Origin of the sequence: Micromonospora halotolerans (assembly GCF_032108445.1) — a bacterium.
Classification (GTDB): Bacteria; Actinomycetota; Actinomycetes; order Mycobacteriales; family Micromonosporaceae; genus Micromonospora; species Micromonospora halotolerans.
The window spans coordinates 1,698,219-1,718,587 of sequence record NZ_CP134876.1 but is presented as its reverse complement, the minus strand read 5'-3'; the positions used below and the strand labels follow the sequence as shown (position 1 = coordinate 1,718,587).

Sequence of the window (20,369 nt, the reverse complement as noted above, 5' to 3'; positions counted from 1 at the left end):
CTGGAATCCCGATGTGCGGATCCGAGCGAATCGAGTTCGTGTCATGACGGCCACCGCCGCGTACCAGGTGTCCCACCTGGACGCTCTCGAGGCGGAGAGCATCTTCGTGATGCGTGAGGTCGTCGCCGAGATGGAGCGCCCCGTGCTGCTCTTCTCCGGCGGCAAGGACTCGATCGTGATGCTCCGGTTGGCCCAGAAGGCCTTCGCCCCGGCCAACATTCCCTTCCCGGTGATGCACGTCGACACCGGCCACAACTTCCCCGAGGTTCTCGAATACCGGGACCAGCGCGTCGCCGAGCTGGGTCTCCAGCTCATCGTGGCCAGCGTGCCGGAGGCCCTCACCAAGGGGCTGGTGCGCGAGTCGGCCGACGGCATGCGCAACCGGATCCAGACCCCGGTGCTGCTCGACGCGGTGGAGAAGCACCGCTTCGACGCGCTGTTCGGCGGTGCGCGCCGGGACGAGGAGAAGGCCCGGGCCAAGGAGCGGGTGTTCAGCTTCCGCGACGAGTTCGGCCAGTGGGACCCGAAGAACCAGCGCCCCGAGCTGTGGGCGCTCTACAACGGCCGGCACCACCCGGGCGAGTCGATTCGGGTGTTCCCGCTCTCCAACTGGACCGAGCTGGACGTCTGGCACTACATCGCCCGGGAGCGGATCCCGCTGCCGTCGATCTACTACGCGCACGAGCGCGAGGTGATCGAACGCGACGGCATGTACTACGCGGTCAACGAGTTCTTCCGCGCCCGCGCCGGCGAGCAGCCGTTCAAGGCCCAGGTGCGGTACCGGACCGTGGGTGACGCCTCCTGCACCGCGGCGGTCCGCTCGGACGCCGACACGGTGGAGAAGGTGATCGAGGAGGTGGCCGCCACCCGGATCACCGAGCGCGGCGCGACCCGCGGCGACGACCGGGTCAGCGAGGCCGCCATGGAGGACCGCAAGCGGGAGGGCTACTTCTGATGAGCGTGGAGACGCTGGCGCCGGCCGAGAGCGATTCGGCACGCCCCATGGACCTGCTGCGGTTCGCCACCGCGGGCAGCGTCGACGACGGCAAGTCGACCCTGATCGGCCGGCTGCTGTACGACACGAAGTCGCTCTTCACCGACCAGCTCGCCGCGGTCGAGGCGGTCAGCGCGGCCCGGGGCGACGAGTACACCAACCTGGCGCTGCTCACCGACGGCCTGCGCGCCGAGCGGGAGCAGGGCATCACCATCGACGTGGCGTACCGCTACTTCGCCACGCCGCGGCGGAAGTTCATCATCGCCGACACCCCGGGGCACATCCAGTACACCCGGAACATGGTCACCGGCGCCTCCACGGCCGACCTGGCGCTGATCCTGGTGGACGCGCGCAAGGGGCTGGTGGAGCAGTCCCGCCGGCACGCGTTCCTCTGCTCGCTGCTGCGGGTGCCGCACCTGGTCCTCTGCGTGAACAAGATGGACCTGGTCGACTGGTCGCAGGAGGTGTTCGAGCAGATCGCCGACGAGTTCACCGCGTTCGCCGCGAAGCTCGACGTGCCGGACCTGACCGTGGTGCCGATCTCCGCGCTGCAGGGCGACAACATCGTCACCCGCTCGGAGAACATGCCCTGGTACGAGGGCCCGTCGCTGCTGCACCACCTGGAGCGGGTGCACATCGCGTCCGACCGCAACCTGGTCGACGTCCGCTTCCCGGTGCAGTACGTGATCCGGCCGCAGTCCACCACGGTCACCGACTACCGGGGCTACGCGGGCCAGGTGGCCTCGGGTGTGCTCAAGGCCGGCGACGAGGTGATGGTGCTGCCGTCGGGCTTCACCAGCCGGATCGCCGCCGTGGAGACCGCCGACGGCCCGGTGGACGAGGCGTTCCCGCCGATGTCGGTGACCGTCCGGCTGGCCGACGAGATCGACATCTCGCGTGGCGACATGATCTGCCGGCCGAACAACGCGCCGGCCGTCGCGCAGGACATCGAGGCGATGATCTGCTGGATGGACGAGACGCGCCCGCTCCAGGTCGGCGCCCGGTACGCCATCAAGCACACCACCCGCTCGGCCCGGGCCATCGTGCGCGGGCTGCACTACCGGCTGGACATCAACTCGCTGCACCGCGACGAGACGGCCGGTGAGCTGAAGCTCAACGAGATCGGCCGGGTGCGGCTGCGGACGACGGTCCCGCTGCTGGCCGACGAGTACCGGCGCAACCGCACCACGGGCGGTTTCGTCATCATCGACGAGGCCACCAACCGCACGGTCGGCGCCGGCATGATCGTCGAGGCCGGCTGACCGGCGCACGGTGTTAGGAAGGGCCTCCTGTTATACGCCAGGCGTTAACAGGGGGCCCTTCCTTTCACGCAAGGCGGGTGGCGCCGGGGGAGGGGAGAACGGGGAGCGTGTGGGGCGCCGTGAAGCCGCGGTCGGCGTACGCGGCGGCCACGGCGGCCGTCACCGCGTCGGCGGCGTCCGCGTCGACCAGGGCGAGCACGCAGCCGCCGAAGCCGCCGCCGGTCATCCGCGCCCCGTACGCCCCGGCGGCCAGGGCCGCCTCGACCGCGGTGTCGATCTCCGGCACGGTGATCTCGAAGTCGTCCCGCATCGAGGCGTGCGAGGCGGTCAGCAGCGGGCCGATGTCGCGGATCCGCCCGGCGCGCAGCAACTCGACCGTGTCGAGCACCCGCTGGTCCTCGGTGACGACGTGCCGGACCCGGCGGCGGGTCTCGGGGTCGTCGAGGCGGGCCAGCGCGGCGTCCAGGTCGGCGGTGGCGACGTCGCGCAGGGCGGCCACCCCGAGCGCCTTGGCGGCCCGCTCGCAGGACTTGCGGCGGGCGGCGTACTCGCCGTCGGCATGCCGGTGCGGGGCGCGGCTGTCGACCACCAGCACGGCCAGCCCGGCGGCGTCCAGGTCGAACGGGATCTGCTCGACCTCCTCGGTGCGGCAGTCGAGGAAGAGGGCGTGCCCGGACCGGCCGCGGATCACCGCGGACTGGTCCATGATGCCGGTGGGTGCGCCGACGTAGTCGTTCTCGGCCCGCTGGGCGAGCCGCGGCCAGCGGTCGGCGGGGAGGTCCAGCCCGCCGAGGTCGACCAGGGCGGCGAGCACCGCCGCCTCGATGGCCGCCGACGAGGAGAGCCCGGAACCGACCGGCACGTCGGAGGCGACGGCCAGGCGGGCCCCCGGGACGTCGTGGCCGGCGGCGCGCAGCGCCCAGATTACCCCGGCCACGTAGGCGGCCCAGCCGTCGACGCGGCCGGGCTCGTCGGCCTCGGCCGGCCCGAACTCCACGGGCTCGTCGTCCAGCTCCGACCAGACGGACCAGCGCCCGTCGTCGGCGAGCGCCGCGGCCACGACGGTACGCAGCGGCAGCGCGAAGGGCAGCACGAACCCGTCGTTGTAGTCGGTGTGCTCGCCGATCAGGTTGACCCGGCCGGGAGCAGCCCAGCGGCCCGCCGGCTCCGCGCCGTACCGCTGCCGGAAGCCGGCGGTGGCGCGGGCCGCGACGTCGCCGCTCATTGCTGTCCCAGGATGTGCGTGCGGTAGAACTCCCAGGCGTCGCCGACCATGTCCTGGAGGGTGGGCTTCTCCGGCACCCAGCCCAGCTCGGCGCGGGCCAGCGCGGAGGAGGCGACCAGCTCGGCGGGGTCGCCCTCGCGGCGCGGGGCCACCTCCACCGGCACGGGGTGCCCGGTGACCTCGCGGACCACCTCGATCACCTGCCGGTTGCTGAAGCCGTTGCCGTTGCCCAGGTTGTAGATCCGGTGCCGGCCCCCGGTGGCGGCGTCGAGAGCCAGCAGGTGCGCGCGGGCCAGGTCCTCGACGTGGATGTAGTCGCGGACGCAGGTGCCGTCGACGGTCGGGTAGTCGTCGCCGAAGAGCTGGAACTTGTCGCGCCGGCCCGCGGCCACCTCGAGGGCGAGCGGGATGAGGTGGGTCTCGGGGTCGTGCCGTTCGCCGATGGTCCGCCCGTCGTGCCGGTAGGCCCCGGCCACGTTGAAGTAGCGCAGCGAGACGGCGGCCAGGTCGTGGGCGACCGCCTCGGAGGTGAGCGCCATGTCGACGGCCAGCTTGGTCGCACCGTAGGTGTTGGTGGGGGCCTTGACGGCGGTCTCCGGGATGGGCAGCTCGGTGGGGTTGCCGTAGACGGCGGCCGTGGAGGAGAAGACCAGCCGGGGCACCCGGGCGGCGCGGACCGCGTCGATCAGGGCGAGCGAACCGACCGTATTGTTCTGCCAGTAGAGCTCCGGCTTGACCATCGACTCGCCCGCGGCGATCAGGGCGGCGAAGTGCAGCACGCCGTCGAAGCCGGCGTCGGGGGTGAGCACCCGGGCGGCCTCGTGGATCGGCAGGTCGACGTGGGTCGCCTCGGGGGCGAGGGCCTCCCGGTGGCCGGTGCGCAGGTCGTCCAGGACGGTCACCTGGTGACCGTGGTCGAGCAGCATCCGGGTCACCACGCTGCCGATGTAACCGGCGCCGCCGGTGACGAGCAGTTTCACGTCGCTCCTCCTGCCTGGGCCGCGCGCCGCGGCGGCCGTCCGTGATCACCCTACGGCCGCGGGCTGTGCCGCGGCGGTGAGTGGGGGCGTCCCCTATTCCACCACAATCCTTCATGATTGAACAGATCCGAACATCGCCCCGGGTGTCCGGCGCCCGCTGTCTACCATCCTTGTCATGCGGGAGGGAGCTGGTCCCGGGCCCCGGCGACGCCCGCCGGGGCGGCCGAGACGCGAACCCGGACCCGTGGCCCGCACGGTGGCCCGGCTCGTGGTGCGCGCCGCCGACGGCGCCACCCGCCTGGTCACCGACCTGCTCGGGGCCAGCCCGACCGCCGGCCGGGAACGGATCAGCGAGGCCGAGCTGCGTGACCTGGTCGCGGCCAACACGGTGCTCGACCCCGACGAGCGGCGGATCATCGACGAGGTGCTGGTCGCCGGCGCGCGGCTGATCCGCGAGGTGATGGTGCCGCGCACCGAGGTGGTCTTCCTCGCCGCCGGGCTCACCGTGGGCGAGGCCGAGCCGCTGGTCCGCGCCGAACCGCACACCCGCTACCCGGTGGTCGACGGCACCCACGACGACGTGGTCGGCGTCGTCCACCTGCGGGACGTGCTGCTCCGCCCGGAGCGGGACCCGCGCGCCACGGTCGCCGAGCTGACCCGCGAGGTGAAGCGGCTCCCGGGCAGCAAACGCGTGCTGGCCGCGCTGACCGAGATGCGCCGCGAGGGCCACCACCTCGCCGTGGTGGTCGACGAGTACGGCGGCACCGCCGGCATCGTCACCTGCGAGGACCTGGTCGAGGAGCTGGTCGGGGAGATCCACGACGAGGACGACGCCCCGCCCGAGCCGGCCCACGCCGGCCTGCCGGCCGTGGTCGACGGCCGGCTCAACCTGGCCGACTTCGCCGAACGCACCGGGGTGCCGCTGCCCGCCGGGCCGTACGAGACGGTCGGCGGCTTCGTGATGGCCGCCCTGGGCCGGCTGCCGGTCACCGGCGACGAGGTGCCGGTGGCCGTCGACCCGGACGACACCGGCGGACCCGACCCGGACGACCCTCCCGGCGGCTGGCTGCTGCGGGTCGTCCGGGTCGACGGTCGGCGGGTGTCCCGCCTCGCGGTCTCCCCGGTCCGCCTGCCCGAGCCCCGGCGCGAGGTCACGGCCCCGCACCCGCCCGTGCCCACCCGACCCACCGGCCCGTCATGACGGACGCCGGGGCTTGCTGACAGAATTGCCGCCATGTCCGACGTACCCGCCCGCCCGCGCGTCTTCTCCGGCATCCAGCCGACGGCCGACTCGTTCCACCTCGGCAACTACCTGGGCGCGGTACGGCACTGGGTGGCCCTGCAGGACAGCCACGACGCGTTCTACTGCGTGGTGGACCTGCACGCGATCACCGCCGGGCACGACCCGAAGGTGCTCAAGCAGCGCACCCGGGTCGCCGCCGCGCAGCTCTTCGCGGTCGGCCTCGACCCCGAGCGCAGCACCCTCTTCGTCCAGTCGCAGGTGCCCGAGCACCCGCAGCTGGCCTGGGTGCTCGGCTGCATCACCGGCTTCGGCGAGGCGAGCCGGATGACCCAGTTCAAGGACAAGTCCCAGAAGCAGGGCAGCGAGCGGGCCAGCGTCGGCCTGTTCACCTACCCGATCCTCCAGGCCGCCGACATCCTGCTCTACCAGGCGCACGCGGTGCCGGTCGGCGAGGACCAGCGGCAGCACCTGGAGCTCTCCCGCGACCTGGCCCAGCGGTTCAACTCGCTGTTCGGCCCGACCTTCACGGTGCCCGCCCCGCACATCGTCAAGGACACCGCGAAGATCACCGACCTGCAGGACCCGACGGCCAAGATGTCGAAGTCGTCCTCCTCCCCGGCCGGCATCATCGACCTGCTGGAGGATCCGGCCCGCTCGGCCAAGAAGATCCGCTCGGCGGTCACCGACACCGGCCGCGAGATCGTCTTCGACGCCGAGGGCAAGCCCGGCATCTCCAACCTGCTCACCATCTACTCGGCGCTCTCCGGGCGCGGCATCGACGACCTCGTCGCCGCGTACGACGGCAAGGGCTACGGCGACCTGAAGAAGGACCTCGCCGAGGTGGTCCGGGAGTTCGTCACCCCGATCCAGGAGCGCACCCGCGCCTACCTCGACGACCCGGCGCAGCTCGACAAGCTGCTCGCGCAGGGCGCGGAGAAGGCCCGCGCGGTCGCCGCCGAGACACTGCGCACGGCGTACGAGCGGATCGGCTTCTTCCCGCCGGTCCGGTTCGAGTAGCGGCCCGGCGGGAACGGGTGTCGCAGTCGGTGGCCGGAGGGATGGCGCGCAGCGTGGATGGCAGGGACGGGTCGCCGGACGCCGGTGACACGATCCAGATCGGGATCGCGGTCGACATCCCGGAGCCGTGGGGCGGGATGCTCACCCGCCGGCGGATCGAGGCCGGTGACCCGCAGGCCGTCCCGGCGCACGTCACCCTGCTCGGGCCCACCGAGATCCCGGTGCGCGCGCTGCCGGCCGTCGAGGAGCACCTGGCCCGGGTGGCGGCCACCCACCTGCCGTTCACCCTGCACCTGCGGGGCACCGGCACGTTCCGGCCGGTCACCCAGGTGGTCTTCGTGGCGGTGGCCGCGGGGATCAGCGAGTGCGAGCTGCTCGCCGCCGCCATCAGGGCGGCCCCCGAGCTGCACCGCGAGGCGCGCTTCCCGTACCACCCGCACGTCACGGTGGCCCAGGACGTGCCGCCCGAGGTGCTCGACAAGGCGTACGAGGATCTGGCCGACTTCTCCGCCCTGTTCGAGGTCGAGGCGTTCACCCTGTTCTCGCACAGCGGGTCCACCCGGTGGCAGCCCCGCCGCGACTTCCGCCTCGGCGGCTGAGCTGAGCGCGCGGCCGGCCTGCCTCCAGCGGGCGGGCGGATCGGCGAGGATGTCGGGGTGAACGTCATCGGCCGGATCGAGGCGGCGCTCGGCCGCCGCGTCGACGCGGCCCGGGTCCGGTCGTCGGCCTTCGACCACGTGTGGCGCGCCGGCACGCTCTACGCCAACCTGCTCGCCGGCCGGCTGGCCGCCGCGATCGCCTACTACGGCTTCTTCGCCGTGTTCGCGCTGGCCCTGGTCGGCTACTGGATCTTCGGCACGATCCTCCAGGACAACCGCGAGGTGAGTCGGGCGGCCGCCGACTTCCTGGACGAGAACCTGCCCTTCCTCGACGCCAAGCAGATCGCCGAGAGCAGCAACACCGTCGGGGTGATCGGCCTGGTCATCCTGGTGTTCACCGGGATCGGCTGGGTCGAGGCGATCCGCTCCTCGCAGCGGCTCATGTACGGCTTCAACCAGCAGCCCGGCAACCTGGTGATCCGCCGCCTGGTCGACCTGGGGGTGCTGGTCGCGGTCTTCGTGCTGCTCGGCGTCTCGGTGGCCGCCGTGGACGCGCTGGAGTCGCTGCTGCGCTTCCTGTTGCGCAGCACCGGCTCGGTCGGGTTGACCACGGTCAGCGCGGTGCTCAGCGTGGTGATCAACGCGGTGCTGGCCACCGCGCTGCTGGTGGCGGTGCCCCGCCTGCGGATGAGCCGCCGCCGGCTGCGTCCCGCCGTGCTGACGGTCGCCGTCGGCATCACGCTGCTCAACACCGTGGGGCGCTACTACGTGGTGCGCACCGAGCGGAACCCGGCCTACACCGTGGTGGCCACGGCGGTGGGGTTGCTGCTCTACCTCTACCTGCTCAACCAGATGGTGCTCTTCGGCGCGGCGTTGGCCGCCACGAGCCGCTACGGGCGAGTGGTCGACCTGGCCGAGGGCGGCGGCGGGCGGTACGTGGACGTGGAGGTCGACGAGGACACCGACCCGGGGACGCCGGGAGGGGCGGGATGAGCACTCGGATCCGGATCGAGCAGGACTCGGCGGTGCCCCCGTACGAGCAGGTGCGCGGGCAGTTCGCCGCCATGATCGGCGACGGCCGGCTGCCGGTCGGCACCCGCCTGCCCGCGGTCCGGCAGCTCGCCGCCGACCTGGGCCTGGCCGTGAACACCGTGGCGCGGGCGTACCGGGAGCTGGAGTCGGCCGGGCTGGTGCAGACCCGCGGGCGGCACGGCACCGTGGTGGCCCCCGGCCGCGACGACGCCACCGACCGCCTGCACCGCGCCGCCACGGCGTACGCCGCCGAGGCGCTCCGCCTGGGCGTCCCGCCGGACCGCGCCGTCGCCCTGGTCCGTGCGGCTCTGGACGCCGGTACGCACGGGTGAGAGCGACCGCCGGAGAGGGGGGAGTTGGGGTGAATGAGGCGCACGTCCGCGCCGCCACCGACCATGATGGGCCGGTGGGCGCACTCGTGACACTGGACCTGCCGGACGACTCGCCGATGCTGGGCCTGCCGTGGATCATCACCTTCGGCCCGCTCGGCGACGACGACGAGTGGGAGCCGGTGGTCTGCGGCCCGTACGAGCGGCCGCACGCGCTCGCCCTGGCCGAGGCGGTGGTGGCCGAGGAGCAGCTCGTGGCGGTGGTGGAGCCGCTGCTGCCGGCGCTCACGCCCGAGGAGATCCGCAGCGAGATCGCCGCGGCGCAGATCGCCGCCGAGGACGAGGCGGCCCAGGTGGACCAGGCCGACCTCTACGGCGACTTCGAGGACGTGATCGACGAGGAGCTGGAGCTGGCCGCCGAGCGGGAGCCGGAGCCGACGGCCCCGCCCAGCCGGGACGAGGTCCGGGCCGGGCTCGCCCGGATCGCCGAGCTGCTGACCAGCCGGGGAGCCTGAGGGCTCAGCTCGGCGGCCCGTCGAGCACGCAGAACTCGTTGTCCTCCGGGTCGGCGAGCACCACGAAGCCCTCCGTGCCGGTCTGCCCGACGTCGACGCGCCGGGCGCCGAGCCCGATCAGCCGGTCGACCTCGGCCGCCGCGTCCCCGTCGGAGACGAGGTCCAGATGCAGCCGGTTCTTGCCGTGCTTCGGGGTGCCGCTGCCCTGCATCCAGACGGTCGGGCCGGGCCGGCCGGGCGGCGGATAGAGCTTCGCGTTGCCGTCGTCGCCCCGGCGGACGGTGTAGCCGAGGGCGGCCGACCAGAAGTCGACCATCCGGTCGAGGTCGCCGATGTCGAGGGTGTACTGCGCCACGTGTGCGGTCATCGCCCCGTGGTACCCCGACGGTCCCAGATGGACACCGGCCCCCCGGGAACGAGTCCCCGAGGGGCCGGCGCCACCTCACCCCCCACCACAAGGGGTCGGTAGCCCAGCCGCCCGTCGGCGCGGGGCACAACGGACGACCAGGTCAATGGCGGGTTACCCGGCTCAGCGCCGTTCGAACCACGCAGCCGCGTCCACCGGCAGAACGTGGCCGTCGCCCCGCTCGGTGAGATCGGCGCTGGCGACGACCGGCCGGCCGTGACCGGCGACCGTCACCTCCGCGCCGCTGAGGTTGACCAGGCAGGTCAGCTCGGCGTTCCCGGCGGAGCGGCGGAACGCGAGCACCCCGGGCTCGGTCTCCAGCCAGGTGATGCCGCCGGTGCCGGCCAGGGCCGGGTGCTCGTGCCGGATCCGCAGCGCGGCCCGGTAGAGCTCCAGCGTCGAGCCGGTCACCCCGGCCTGGGCGGCCACCGAGAGGGCCCGCCAGGTCGCCGGTGCCGGCAGCCAGCTCAGCTCGCTGCCCGCCGGGCCGAAGCCGTACGGGGCCAGCTCGCCGCTCCACGGGATCGGCACCCGGCAGCCGTCCCGGCTCTCCCCGGTGCGCAGGAACGCGGGGTCCTGCCGCAGCTCGTCGGGGAGGTCCAGCACCTCGGGCAGGCCCAGCTCCTCGCCCTGGTAGACGTAGGCGCAGCCGGGCAGGGAGAACATCAGCAGGGCGGCGGCCCGGGCGCGGCGCAGGCCGACCTCGCCGTCGCCGTAGCGGGTGACGTGCCGCTGCCGGTCGTGGTTGGAGAGCACCCAGGTGGTCGGGGCGCCCACGATGGTCGACTCGGCGAGCGCCGTGTCGATCACCTTGCGGAACGAGTCGGCCGACCAGGTGGCGTCGAGGAAGTCGAAGCTGAACGCCTGGTGCAGCTCGTCCGGGCCGATGTAGCGGGCCAGCCGCTGCGGGGTCTCCGCCCACGCCTCGGCCACCGCCATCCGGCCGCCCGGGTAGCTGTCCAGGATCGGCCGCCAGGCGCGGTAGATGTCGTGCACCTCGTCCTGGTCGAAGTAGGGCAGCCGGCCCTTGCCCAGCAGTTCGGACTGGCGCTGGCCGGTGGTCATCGAGTTGAAGCCGACGTCCGGCAGCCCCTCGGCCTTGATCATCCCGTGCGCCACGTCGATCCGGAAGCCGTCCACGCCCCGGTCGAGCCAGAACCGCAGGATGTCCTCGAACTCGGCGCGCACCTCGGGGTGGCGCCAGTTGAGGTCGGGCTGGGCCGGGTCGAACAGGTGCAGGTACCACTGGCCGTCGGCCACCCGGGTCCAGGCGGGACCGCCGAAGATGCTCTCCCAGTCGTTCGGCGGCAGCTCGCCCCGCTCGCCCCGGCCCTCGGCGAAGAGGTAGCGCTCGCGCTCGGGGGAACCGGGGTCGGCGGCGAGGGCCGCGGTGAACCAGGGGTGCGCGCTGGAGGTGTGGTTGGGGACCAGGTCCACGATGATCCGCAGGCCCAGGGTGTGCGCGTCGGTGATCATCGCGTCGAAGTCGGTCAGGTTGCCGAAGAGCGGGTCCACGTCCCGGTAGTCGGACACGTCGTAGCCGGCGTCGACCTGGGGCGAGGTGTAGAAGGGGGTCAGCCAGAGCGCGTCCACCCCGAGTTCGCGCAGGTACGGCAGGCGCTGCCGGATGCCCTGGAGATCCCCGACGCCGTCCCCGTTCGCGTCCGCGAAGCTGCGGACGTACACCTGGTAGACGACCGCGGACCGCCACCAGTCGTCGTCGGCGGTCAGCGGCGTGGGGTGGGGGGCGGAGGTCATCGGTGTGGATCCCCGTTCTCTGGCGCGGGACGGCAGGGCGTCTGAGCAGAATGCCGCTCAGTCGCTGCAAGAGTCAAGCATTCCTTGCGCAAGAACTGACGGCAAGGGGTCAAGCGGGGATCGCCAGGGTGGGGTCGACGGAGGAGGGGCGCCGGCGCTTCGGTCCACCGGCCGGGCGGGCCACCGCGGTCGAGCCGCGCACCACCAGCTCGGGGCGGAACAGGTACTCGGAGTTCGGGGCGGCGTGCCCGTTGATCTCGTCGACCAGGGCGCGGACGGCGGCCACCGCCATGGCCGCGACCGGCTGCCGCATGGTGGTCAGCGGCGGGTCGGTGAAGGCCATCAGCGGTGAGTCGTCGTAGCCGACCACCGAGACGTCGTCGGGGACGCCGAGGCCGCGCTGCCGGGCGGCCCGGATCGCGCCCAGCGCCATCAGGTCCGAGCCGCAGACCAGGCCGGTGACGCCCCGCTCGATGAGCCGGCCCGCGGCGGCCTCGCCGCCCTCGACACCGAACAGGGAGAGCTCGGCCAGCTCGCCGACCTCCGCCTCGGTCGTGCCGACGAGCCGGGTCATCGCGGCGCGGAAGCCGGCCACCCGGCGCTGCACCGGCACGAAGCGGTCCGGGCCGGTGATCAGGCCGATCCGCCGGTGGCCGAGCGCCACCAGGTGCGCGACGGCCAGCTCGGTGGCCTCGCCGTCGTCGCACGAGACGAAGGGCGCCGAGATGCCCGGCGCGTACCCGTTGATCATGACGATCGGCAGCGGACGGGCGATCAGCGCGCGGTACCGGTCGTGGTTGGCGGCGGTGTCGGCGTGCAGGCCGGACACGAAGACGATCCCGGAGACCTGCCGGTCGAGCAGCATCTCGACGTACTCGTCCTCGGTGACTCCGCCGGGGGTCTGCGTGCAGAGCACCGGGGTGAAGCCGCTCTGGGCCAGCGTCGACTCGATGACCTGGGCGAAGGCCGGGAAGATCGGGTTGTCCAGCTCGGGTACGACGAGGCCGACCAGCCCGGCGCTGCGCTTGCGCAGCCGGGCGGGGCGCTCGTAGCCGAGCACGTCGAGGGCGGTGAGGACGGCCTGCCGGGTCTCCGGGGCCACTCCGGGGCGGTCGTTGAGCACCCGCGACACCGTGGCCTCGCTGACTTCGGCCTGTTGGGCGATGTCGGACAGTCGAGCGCGCATGGCGGCACTTTAGCTCACGAGCAAGTTCTTGCGTACGCTCCTGCAAGCCCTTCCATTCTCTGCAACCTCTTGCTAACGTCCCCGCAACATGCGAGAGCAGCGGCGCAGCATCCCCGCGCCGGTCAGCAAGAACTTTCCGAGGTTTCCACTGGCGAGCCGCCCTTCCCCCGGCGGTCCGCCATGACGACAGGAGTACCGATGCGCATCCGTACCGCGGGTGTGGTCGCTGTCCTCGGCCTGGCGCTCGCCGCGTCCGGGTGCGGCGGCAGTGACAGCGACAAGCCGGCCGCCAAGGAGTCCGCCAAGGCCACCGGCGGCAAGCTGGTCATCTGGGCCGACGACAAGCGGACCGCGGCCCTGAAGCCGTTCGCCGAGGAGTTCGGCAAGGAGAACGGCGTGACCGTCGAGGTCCAGGCCGTCTCCAAGGACCTGCAGACCAACTTCGTCACCGCCTCGCAGCAGGGCAGCGGCCCGGACGTCGTGGTCGGCGCGCACGACTGGATCGGCAACATGGTCCAGAACGGCGCCATCGACCCGGTGCAGCTCGGCGCCGAGCAGAAGAGCGCGTTCAACGAGACCGCGATCAAGGCGGTCACCTTCAACGGCCAGCTCTACGGCGTCCCCTACGCCACGGAGAACATCGCGCTGATCCGCAACACCGAGCTGGCCCCCGAGGCGCCGAAGACGATCGAGGACCTGGTCGCCGCCGGCAAGAAGCTCAAGGCCGAGAAGAAGGCCAGCGAGATCCTCTGCCTCCAGTCCGGCCAGAACGGCGACGCCTACCACATCTACCCGCTGTACACCTCGGGCGGCGGTTACCTGTTCGGCACCACGGCCAACGGCGACTACGACCCGAAGGACCTGGGCGTGGGCAAGCCGGAGTCGATCGCGGCCTTCCAGAAGATCGCGAAGCTGGGTGAGAAGGGCGACGGCGCGCTGAAGCGCTCCATCACCGGCGAGAACTCCATCGCCACCTTCACCGGCAAGAAGTGCGCCTTCCTGGTCTCCGGACCGTGGGCCATCGCGGACGCGAAGAAGGCCAACATCTCCTACGACATCTCCCCGGTCCCGGGCTTCGCCGGTGGCAAGGAGGCTCAGCCGTTCGTGGGCGTCCAGGCGTTCTACGTGGCCGCCAAGGGCAAGAACAAGGCCCTGGCGCAGGAGTTCGTCACCAACTACGTGACCAAGCCCGAGCTGGCCGTCGCGCTGTACAAGGCCGAGCCGCGCCCGCCGGCGCTGACCGCCGCCTTCGACCAGGTCAAGGGCGAGGACGCGGACCTGGCCAAGTTCTCCGAGGCCGGCAAGAACGGCCAGGTGCTCCCGGCGATCCCGGCCATGGCCGCGATCTGGGACCCGTTCGGCAAGGCGGAGGCCGCCATCATCGGCGGCGCCGACCCGGCCAGGACGATCACCGCCGCGGGCAAGACCATCGCGGGTCAGATCAAGTAATGAGCACGTCGCTGTCCGGCCCGGGGTCTGCTGAGGAGGCCCCGGGCCGAAAGCCCGTTCGCCGCGGGCTCCCGCGCACGCCCCGTACCGCGCGGAACCACGCGCCGATCACCGCGACCGGCCTCGTCGTCAAGGTGGTCCTGCTCGGCCTGGTGGCCGGGATCGCGATCTGGGCGGCGTTCCCGCTCGTCGAGGCCGAGCACTGGGTCGGACTGGCGATCCTCGCCGCCACCACGGCGGGCCTGTTCTACCTCTACCTGAGCCGGCGGCACATCCCGGCCAAGTACCTGGTCCCCGGCACGATCTTCCTGATCGCCTTCCAGGTCTTCCCGGTGCTCTACACGGCGAGCACCGCGTTCACGAACTTCGGCGACGGCCACCGCGGCAGCAAGGACGACGCGATCGTCGCCATCCAGACCTCCTCGGTGCAGCAGGTCCCCGGCTCCACCGAGTACTCCCTCTCCATCGCCACGAAGGGCGACCCGGCCACCGGCGCGCTGGTGTTCCTGCTCAGCGACCCGAAGACCAGGGAGGTCTTCGCCGGTGACGCGGGCGGGCTGCGCAAGCTCGACGCCGGGGACGTCACCGTCAGCCCGACCGGCAAGATCACCGACGCCGCCGGCTACACCGTGCTCAACTTCGGTCAGGCCAGCGGCCGCAGCAAGGACATCACCGACCTGGTGGTGCCGACCGCCGGTGGCGCGGTCCGCTCCAACGGCCTGTCCCGCGCCTACGAGGGCAAGGCCGTGCGGGCGTACGACGCGGGCTGCGACTGCGTCAAGGACAGCGAGACGGGCAAGACCTGGACCGCCGACCCGGCGAACGGCTCCTTCGTCGCCGCCGACGGCGAGCGGCTCGCCCAGGGCTGGAAGGTCAACGTCGGGCTGAAGAACTTCACCCGCGTGCTCACCGACCCGGACATCTCTGGCCCGTTCTTCGGCACCCTGCTGTGGAACTTCGCCTTCGCGATCGGCTCGACCGGCTTCACGTTCCTGCTCGGCATGGCCATCGCGCTCGCGCTGCACTCACCCCGGATGCGGGGCACCAACCTCTACCGGGTGCTGCTGATCCTCCCGTACGCCATGCCGTCGTTCGCCATGCTGCTGGTCTGGCGGGACATGTTCAACACCGACTTCGGCCTGGTCAACGACCTGTTCGGGCTGGACATCGACTGGTTCGGCGGCACGTGGTCGGCTCGGATCGCGGTGCTGCTCGTGCAACTCTGGCTGGGCTACCCGTACATGTTCCTGGTGGCCACCGGCGCGCTCCAGGCGATCCCGCGCGAGCTGACCGAGGCCACCTCGGTCGACGGCGCCAGCCCGTGGCAGTCCTTCCGGGCCGTCACCCTGCCGCTGCTGCTGGTCGCGCTCTCGCCGCTGCTGATCGCGTCGTTCGCCTACAACTTCAACAACGTCAACGCGATCCTGTTCACCACCGAGGGCGGACCGTTCGCGCCGGACAACCCGACCAACGGCGCCACCGACCTGCTCATCACCTACACCTACCGGCTGGCCTTCGGCGCGCAGGGCGCCGAGTACGGACTGGCCACCACGGTCTCGATCTTCATCTTCGCGATCGTGGCGATCGTGGCGGCGATCAGCTTCTCGCGGACCCGCAAGCAGGAGGAGGTCTACTCGTGACCACCTTGTCCGACGCTGCTGCCGTCGCCAACCGGGCCAGGACGGGACGGTCGAAGGGCCGCTGGTTCGCCCAGGTGGGCTGGCGGCACGTGGTCGGGGTGCTGGCCGTGGCGTTCAGCCTCTTCCCGATCCTGTTCGTGATCTCCGCGGCGCTCAACCCGCTCGGCACGCTCTCGTCGACGGAGCTGCTGCCGACCGGGGCGTCCCTGGAGAACTTCACCAACCTGTTCCAGAAGACGCCGTTCGCCCACTGGTTCCTCAACTCGCTGCTGCTCGCCGGCGTGGCCAGCTTCGCGTCGATCTTCCTGTCCGCGCTGGCGGCGTACGCGTTCTCCCGGATGCGGTTCGCCGGTCGCCGGGTCGGGCTGCTCGCGCTGCTGCTGATCCAGATGTTCCCGCAGTTCCTGGCCATCGTGGCGATCTTCCTGATCTTCACGACGGTCACCGACCTGTGGCCGGTGATCGGCTTCAACACCCCGTGGGGGCTGTTCCTGCTCTACATGGGCACCGCGCTCGGCGCGAACACCTGGCTCATGAAGGGCTTCTTCGACACCCTGCCGAAGGAGCTGGACGAGTCGGCGACCATGGACGGCGCCTCGCACGCCCAGGTCTTCTTCCGGATCATGCTGCCGCTGGTGGCGCCGATCCTGGCGGTGACCGGGCTGCTCGCCTTCATCGGCTCGATCAACGAGTTCATCATCGCCAACGTGTTCCTCACCGAGCCGAACTCGAAGACCCTCGCGGTCGGGATGTTCGGCATGGTGGCGGGCGAGCGCAACAACAACTTCGGGATGTTCGCGGCGGGCACCCTGCTCACCGCCATCCCGACGGTGCTGGTGTTCCAACTGCTCCAGCGCTACATCGTCTCCGGCCTCACCGCCGGAGCCGTCAAAGGATAAGCCGGAGGGGTCGTCGCTCGCCGTCGTGGGCGAGGCGAGCGGTGCCACTCCGTACTCATTACGCACGCTGCGGCAAGGGCGTCTGGGACGTACACCGGAGCGGTTTCCGGGCGGACCGCCGCGGTCGGGTGACCGGCCGCGGCGGGTGCCCGCCCCACTCCCTGTCCTCGACGACGCGAAAGGCACGCCCATGTCCCTCCAGCCGCACCACGACGGATCCGCCACCTACGTCCCCGAGCAGGAGCCCGCCCTCGGGCAGACCGTCCCCGTCTTCGTCCGGGTGCCGGCCGGCGCCGACGTCCGCCAGGTGCACGTGCGGACCACCGGTGACGGCGAGCCGCGCTTCGCCGAGGCGGTGGTCGACCGCACCGAGGGCGGTGACGTGTGGTGGCGGGCCGACGTCGAGGTCCGCAACCCGGTCAGCAACTACCGCTTCCTGCTCGACGGCGCGGCGGGCGCCCGCTGGCTGAACGCGGCCGGCCTCGTCGGCCACGACGTGCCGGACAACGCCGACTTCAAGCTGGTCAGCTACGCGCCGCCGCCGGCCTGGGCCCGGGACGCGGTGATCTACCAGATCTTCCCGGACCGGTTCGCCCGCTCGGCCGCCGCGGCGGGCCGCTCGGCGCCGGACTGGGCGATCCCGTGCGACTGGGACACGCCGGTGATCGGGCGCGGCCCGGAGACGCCCCGCCAGTTCTACGGCGGCGACCTCGACGGGATCACCGAGCGGCTGGACCACCTGGACCGGCTCGGCGTGAACACCGTCTACCTCACGCCGATCTTCCCGGCCCGCTCCAACCACCGCTACGACGCGGCCAGCTTCGACACCGTCGACCCGCTGCTTGGCGGGGACGCCGCCCTGGCCCGCCTGGCCGACGCCGTGCACGGCCGAGGCTGGCGGCTGCTCGGCGACATCACGAGCAACCACACCGGCGACGCCCACCACTGGTTCACGACCGCCGTCTCCGACGTGCACGCGCCCGAGCGGGAGCTGTACTACTTCGACGAGGTGACCGGGGATTACGAGTCCTGGAACGGGGTCAAGTCGCTGCCGAAGCTCAACTGGGGCAGCGCCGAGCTGCGCGGCCGCTTCGCGACCGCCGAGGACTCCCTGCTGCGCCGCTGGCTGCGCCCGCCGTACGCGCTGGACGGCTGGCGGGTGGACGTGGCGAACATGACCGGCCGGCGGGGCGCGGACGCGTACACGCACGAGGTGGCGCGGCTGCTGCGGGAGGTGGTCGCCGACACCCGGGCCGACGCGCTGCTGCTCGCGGAGCACGGCCACGACCACACCGGTGACCTGGACCGCGACGGCTGGCACGGCACCATGAACTATGTCGGCTTCACCGACCCGGTGTGGTCCTGGCTGCGCCGGGGCGACGGCACGCTGCCGAACTTCCTCGGCACCCCGGGCGGGGTGCGGCGGCGGGACGGGGGCGCGGTGCTGGCCACCATGAACACCTACCGGTCGCTGATCTCGTGGCGGTCGTACGCGCACTCGTGGCAGCTGCTCGGCTCGCACGACTCGGCCCGGATCCGGACCGTGGTCGGCGACGCGGCCCGGCAGGAGGTCGCCGCCGGCCTGCTCGCCACCATGCCCGGCACGCCGGTGGTCTTCGCGGGCGACGAGCTGGGCCTGACCGGCGCCAACGGGGAGGGCTCGCGTACCCCGATGCCGTGGCACCGGCCGGAGAGCTGGGACGGGCGCACCTTCGACGCGTACCGGTCGCTGCTGGCGCTGCGCCGCGGCGAGCCGGCGCTGCGGCACGGCGGCCTGCGCTGGGTGCACGCCGACGCGGACACGCTGGTCTTCCTCCGCGAGGCGTCGGCCGGCGCGGTGCTGGTGCTGGCCCGCCGCGCGGCCGGCACCCCGGTCCGGCTGACCGGCCTGCCGGCCGGCGAGAACGTGTACGGCGGCGCCCCGGCGCTGCGCCCCGGCGCGGACGGCGCCGTCACCCTCCCGGCGGACGGCCCCACCTTCCAGGTGTGGCGCCTCGCCTGAAGCCGGAGGAAGGGCCCCCTCTCCACGCCTGCGGTGGAGGAGGGGGCCTCTCCTCCACCGCAGGCGTGGAGGGCGAGGAGGGCTAACCGCCGTGGCGGCGAGGAGGGCTAACCGCCGTGGCGGCGAGGAGGGCGCGGACGCCGGTCAGGTAGGTGTGCCGGTCCGGGGAGCCGGTCAGGATCCGCTGCAGGAGATATCCGGGGATCAGGGCGAACAGGGCCGCGCCGACCGCCTCCGGGTCCGCGTCGGCGGGCAGCTCGCCGGCCGCGCGGGCACGCCGGGCCAGGGTGGCGAAGTGGGTGCGGAAACCGGCGTACGTGCGGCCGACGAACTCGGCCAGCACCGGGTCCCGCTGCGCCTCGCCCCACACCTGGATGGCCAGCGGCAGCACGCCGTCCGGGCCGGTCTGCGCGTCGACGTAGGTGAGGGCCCGGTCCAGCGCGTCGACCAGCGGCAGCGGCGGATCGGCCGCGGCCAGTTCGGTGAAGAGTCCGTCGGCGCCGCCGATCACCGACTGGGCGATCGCGGTGATCAGGTCGTTCTTGCTCGGGAAGTAGCGGTAGACCGCGCCGACCGAGAGCCGGGCCTCCCTGATCACGTCCTGCATGGAGGTGTTGTGGAAGCCGTCGCGCCGGAAGCAGCGCCGGGCCGCGTCGAGGATCTGCTGGCGGCGGGCCGCGAGGTGTTCGTCCGATACGCGTGGCACGACCCACAGTATAAAGCGAACGTTCGTTCTTGACGGTGAACCGTGCGACGGCGCACTCTCAGTCCAAGAGAACGAACGTTCGTTTTAAGGAGGCGGCGATGCCCGCTCACCCGTACCGGACCCGCTCGCCGTGGCTGCTCGCCGCCCTGCTCGCCAGCCTCGCGGTGGTGGTGCAGGCGCTGCTCGTACCCCTCTTCGCGGCGCCGGCCGCCCACCTGGCGCCGCGCGACCTTCCGATCGCCGTCGCCGGGCCCGCGCCCGCGGCCACCGAGCTGGCCGCCCGGCTCACGGCGGCCCGCCCCGGCGGCTTCACCGTCACCACGCTGCCCGACGCGGCGGCCGCCGACCGGGCGCTGCGCGAGCGGGAGGCGTACGCCGCCTTCGTGGTCGGCCCGGACGGCGTCGCCCTGCACACCGCCCCGGCCGCGAGCCCGACCGTCGCGGCGCTGCTCACCGAGGCCGCCACGCAGCTCTCCGCCGGCCGTCCGGTGCCGGTGGTGCAGGTCGTACCGGCCGACGCGGACGATCCGCGGGGGGCCGGCTTCGCCGCCGGGTTCCTGCCGCTGGCGCTGGCCGGCATGCTGGCCGGGGCGCTGCTCACCGTGCTGGTCGCCCGGCGCGCGGCGCGGCTGGCCGGCCTGATCGGCTATGCCGTCCTGGCCGGCCTCGTGGGGACCGCGGTGCTGCACGGCTGGCTCGGTGTGCTCGACGGCGACCTGTGGCGCGAGACGGGCGCCATCGGGCTGTTCGCGCTGGCCGCGGCGGGCACCGTGGCGGGCCTCGGCGCGCTCCTCGGCGCTCCCGGGATCGGGCTCGGCGCGCTGCTCGTCTTCCTGGTCGGCAACCCGCTCTCCGCGGTGGGCGCCGCGCCCGAGCTGCTGCCGCAACCCTGGGGGACGGTGGGGCAGTTCCTGCCGGTCGGTGCGGGCGGCACGCTGCTGCGCTCGGCGGCCTTCTTCGACGGGGCGGGCGCCGGCCGGCCGGTGGCCGTGCTGGCCGGGTACGCGCTCGTCGGCCTGGCCCTGGTCCTCGTCGGCCGCCGGTCCGTCCGCGTGGGCGCGGGCAGCCCGGAGCCGGCCGGACGGCCGGAGGAGGTCACGGTATGACAGCACCTCGGCGGGCCGGCT

The 20,369-nt window shown here is 72.6% G+C and carries 19 protein-coding genes; 13 read left to right on the top strand and 6 right to left on the bottom strand.

Annotated features, from left to right (window positions below; translation table 11 throughout):
- Window positions 1–43 precede the first annotated feature (43 nt).
- Window positions 44–955, top strand: coding sequence for a sulfate adenylyltransferase subunit CysD (gene cysD / locus RMN56_RS07890; RefSeq protein WP_313723161.1), 912 nt, complete (start codon window positions 44–46; stop codon window positions 953–955).
- Window positions 955–2,256: a sulfate adenylyltransferase subunit CysN gene (gene cysN / locus RMN56_RS07885; RefSeq protein ID WP_313723160.1), complete on the top strand. Its 1,302-nt coding sequence runs from the start codon at window positions 955–957 to the stop codon at window positions 2,254–2,256. The genes cysD and cysN overlap by 1 nt, the downstream gene beginning before the upstream one ends.
- Window positions 2,257–2,320: 64 nt before the next feature.
- On the opposite strand, the gene galK is transcribed toward cysN, so the two are convergent.
- Window positions 2,321–3,481, bottom strand: a complete 1,161-nt coding sequence (galK, locus tag RMN56_RS07880; protein WP_313723159.1) for a galactokinase — start codon at window positions 3,479–3,481, stop codon at window positions 2,321–2,323.
- On the bottom strand, window positions 3,478–4,407 hold the full coding sequence (gene galE, locus RMN56_RS07875) for a UDP-glucose 4-epimerase GalE (protein WP_313724676.1): 930 nt from the start codon (window positions 4,405–4,407) through the stop codon (window positions 3,478–3,480). The genes galK and galE overlap by 4 nt, the downstream gene beginning before the upstream one ends.
- A 229-nt stretch (window positions 4,408–4,636) precedes the next feature.
- Here galE and RMN56_RS07870 point away from each other — a divergent pair, with 229 nt between their 5' ends.
- From RMN56_RS07870 to RMN56_RS07845, 6 genes are all read left to right on the top strand, one after another.
- On the top strand, window positions 4,637–5,662 hold the full coding sequence (locus tag RMN56_RS07870; protein WP_313723158.1) for a hemolysin family protein: 1,026 nt from the start codon (window positions 4,637–4,639) through the stop codon (window positions 5,660–5,662).
- 33 nt (window positions 5,663–5,695) lie between these two features.
- Window positions 5,696–6,721, top strand: a complete 1,026-nt coding sequence (trpS, locus tag RMN56_RS07865; protein ID WP_313723157.1) for a tryptophan--tRNA ligase — start codon at window positions 5,696–5,698, stop codon at window positions 6,719–6,721.
- Between the two features lie 41 nt (window positions 6,722–6,762).
- Entirely contained in the window at window positions 6,763–7,320 is a 558-nt protein-coding gene (locus RMN56_RS07860; RefSeq protein ID WP_313723156.1) for a 2'-5' RNA ligase family protein, read from the top strand.
- A gap of 57 nt (window positions 7,321–7,377) precedes the next feature.
- A complete protein-coding gene (locus RMN56_RS07855) occupies window positions 7,378–8,313 on the top strand; it encodes a YihY/virulence factor BrkB family protein (RefSeq protein WP_313723155.1) in 936 nt (311 codons plus the stop codon).
- The gene (locus RMN56_RS07850) at window positions 8,310–8,684 is read left to right on the top strand and encodes a GntR family transcriptional regulator (RefSeq protein ID WP_313723154.1); all 375 of its coding nucleotides are present in this window, start codon (window positions 8,310–8,312) and stop codon (window positions 8,682–8,684) included. Before RMN56_RS07855 ends, RMN56_RS07850 begins: the two co-directional genes overlap by 4 nt.
- Before the next feature lie 74 nt (window positions 8,685–8,758).
- On the top strand, window positions 8,759–9,196 hold the full coding sequence (locus RMN56_RS07845) for a hypothetical protein (protein WP_313723153.1): 438 nt from the start codon (window positions 8,759–8,761) through the stop codon (window positions 9,194–9,196).
- Between the two features lie 4 nt (window positions 9,197–9,200).
- Here RMN56_RS07845 and RMN56_RS07840 read toward each other — a convergent pair whose 3' ends face one another.
- The 3 genes from RMN56_RS07840 to RMN56_RS07830 all read right to left on the bottom strand — a co-directional run bounded on the left by RMN56_RS07840 (window position 9,201) and on the right by RMN56_RS07830 (window position 12,546).
- Window positions 9,201–9,563 (bottom strand): VOC family protein, encoded by a 363-nt coding sequence (locus tag RMN56_RS07840; RefSeq protein WP_313723152.1) that lies wholly within the window; start codon window positions 9,561–9,563, stop codon window positions 9,201–9,203.
- A gap of 162 nt (window positions 9,564–9,725) precedes the next feature.
- Complete coding sequence (locus RMN56_RS07835; protein ID WP_313723151.1) at window positions 9,726–11,360, bottom strand: glycoside hydrolase family 13 protein; 1,635 nt, start codon at window positions 11,358–11,360, stop codon at window positions 9,726–9,728.
- A 109-nt stretch (window positions 11,361–11,469) separates the two neighbouring features.
- Entirely contained in the window at window positions 11,470–12,546 is a 1,077-nt protein-coding gene (locus RMN56_RS07830) for a LacI family DNA-binding transcriptional regulator (protein WP_313723150.1), read from the bottom strand.
- A 198-nt stretch (window positions 12,547–12,744) separates the two neighbouring features.
- Between RMN56_RS07830 and RMN56_RS07825 the strand changes: the two genes are divergently transcribed.
- The 4 genes from RMN56_RS07825 to RMN56_RS07810 all read left to right on the top strand — a co-directional run bounded on the left by RMN56_RS07825 (window position 12,745) and on the right by RMN56_RS07810 (window position 18,536).
- Complete coding sequence (locus tag RMN56_RS07825) at window positions 12,745–13,995, top strand: sugar ABC transporter substrate-binding protein (RefSeq protein ID WP_313723149.1); 1,251 nt, start codon at window positions 12,745–12,747, stop codon at window positions 13,993–13,995.
- The gene (locus RMN56_RS07820) at window positions 13,995–15,635 is read left to right on the top strand and encodes an ABC transporter permease subunit (protein ID WP_313723148.1); all 1,641 of its coding nucleotides are present in this window, start codon (window positions 13,995–13,997) and stop codon (window positions 15,633–15,635) included. Before RMN56_RS07825 ends, RMN56_RS07820 begins: the two co-directional genes overlap by 1 nt.
- Before the next feature lie 5 nt (window positions 15,636–15,640).
- Entirely contained in the window at window positions 15,641–16,534 is an 894-nt protein-coding gene (locus RMN56_RS07815; protein WP_313724675.1) for a sugar ABC transporter permease, read from the top strand.
- Between the two features lie 190 nt (window positions 16,535–16,724).
- Window positions 16,725–18,536 (top strand): glycoside hydrolase family 13 protein, encoded by a 1,812-nt coding sequence (locus RMN56_RS07810; RefSeq protein WP_313723147.1) that lies wholly within the window; start codon window positions 16,725–16,727, stop codon window positions 18,534–18,536.
- 82 nt (window positions 18,537–18,618) lie between these two features.
- Here the strand turns inward: RMN56_RS07810 and RMN56_RS07805 are convergent, their stop codons facing one another.
- On the bottom strand, window positions 18,619–19,242 hold the full coding sequence (locus RMN56_RS07805) for a TetR/AcrR family transcriptional regulator (protein WP_313723146.1): 624 nt from the start codon (window positions 19,240–19,242) through the stop codon (window positions 18,619–18,621).
- 98 nt (window positions 19,243–19,340) lie between these two features.
- Here RMN56_RS07805 and RMN56_RS07800 point away from each other — a divergent pair, with 98 nt between their 5' ends.
- Window positions 19,341–20,348: a hypothetical protein gene (locus RMN56_RS07800; RefSeq protein WP_313723145.1), complete on the top strand. Its 1,008-nt coding sequence runs from the start codon at window positions 19,341–19,343 to the stop codon at window positions 20,346–20,348.
- Window positions 20,349–20,369: the final 21 nt, after the last annotated feature.

What these genes read in the sequence shown, in the direction of transcription:
- RMN56_RS07860 (WP_313723156.1), top strand. Translation starts at nt 6,763, where the DNA reads ATGGCGCGCAGCGTGGATGGCAGGGACGGGTCGCCGGACGCCGGTGAC.
- RMN56_RS07820 (WP_313723148.1), top strand. Translation starts at nt 13,995, where the DNA reads ATGAGCACGTCGCTGTCCGGCCCGGGGTCTGCTGAGGAGGCCCCGGGC.
- RMN56_RS07830 (WP_313723150.1), bottom strand. Translation starts at nt 12,546, where the DNA reads ATGCGCGCTCGACTGTCCGACATCGCCCAACAGGCCGAAGTCAGCGAG.
- cysD (WP_313723161.1), top strand. Translation starts at nt 44, where the DNA reads ATGACGGCCACCGCCGCGTACCAGGTGTCCCACCTGGACGCTCTCGAG.
- trpS (WP_313723157.1), top strand. Translation starts at nt 5,696, where the DNA reads ATGTCCGACGTACCCGCCCGCCCGCGCGTCTTCTCCGGCATCCAGCCG.
- RMN56_RS07835 (WP_313723151.1), bottom strand. Translation starts at nt 11,360, where the DNA reads ATGACCTCCGCCCCCCACCCCACGCCGCTGACCGCCGACGACGACTGG.
- RMN56_RS07825 (WP_313723149.1), top strand. Translation starts at nt 12,745, where the DNA reads ATGCGCATCCGTACCGCGGGTGTGGTCGCTGTCCTCGGCCTGGCGCTC.
- RMN56_RS07870 (WP_313723158.1), top strand. Translation starts at nt 4,637, where the DNA reads ATGCGGGAGGGAGCTGGTCCCGGGCCCCGGCGACGCCCGCCGGGGCGG.
- RMN56_RS07850 (WP_313723154.1), top strand. Translation starts at nt 8,310, where the DNA reads ATGAGCACTCGGATCCGGATCGAGCAGGACTCGGCGGTGCCCCCGTAC.
- cysN (WP_313723160.1), top strand. Translation starts at nt 955, where the DNA reads ATGAGCGTGGAGACGCTGGCGCCGGCCGAGAGCGATTCGGCACGCCCC.
- galK (WP_313723159.1), bottom strand. Translation starts at nt 3,481, where the DNA reads ATGAGCGGCGACGTCGCGGCCCGCGCCACCGCCGGCTTCCGGCAGCGG.
- galE (WP_313724676.1), bottom strand. Translation starts at nt 4,407, where the DNA reads ATGCTGCTCGACCACGGTCACCAGGTGACCGTCCTGGACGACCTGCGC.
- RMN56_RS07840 (WP_313723152.1), bottom strand. Translation starts at nt 9,563, where the DNA reads ATGACCGCACACGTGGCGCAGTACACCCTCGACATCGGCGACCTCGAC.
- RMN56_RS07810 (WP_313723147.1), top strand. Translation starts at nt 16,725, where the DNA reads ATGTCCCTCCAGCCGCACCACGACGGATCCGCCACCTACGTCCCCGAG.
- RMN56_RS07800 (WP_313723145.1), top strand. Translation starts at nt 19,341, where the DNA reads ATGCCCGCTCACCCGTACCGGACCCGCTCGCCGTGGCTGCTCGCCGCC.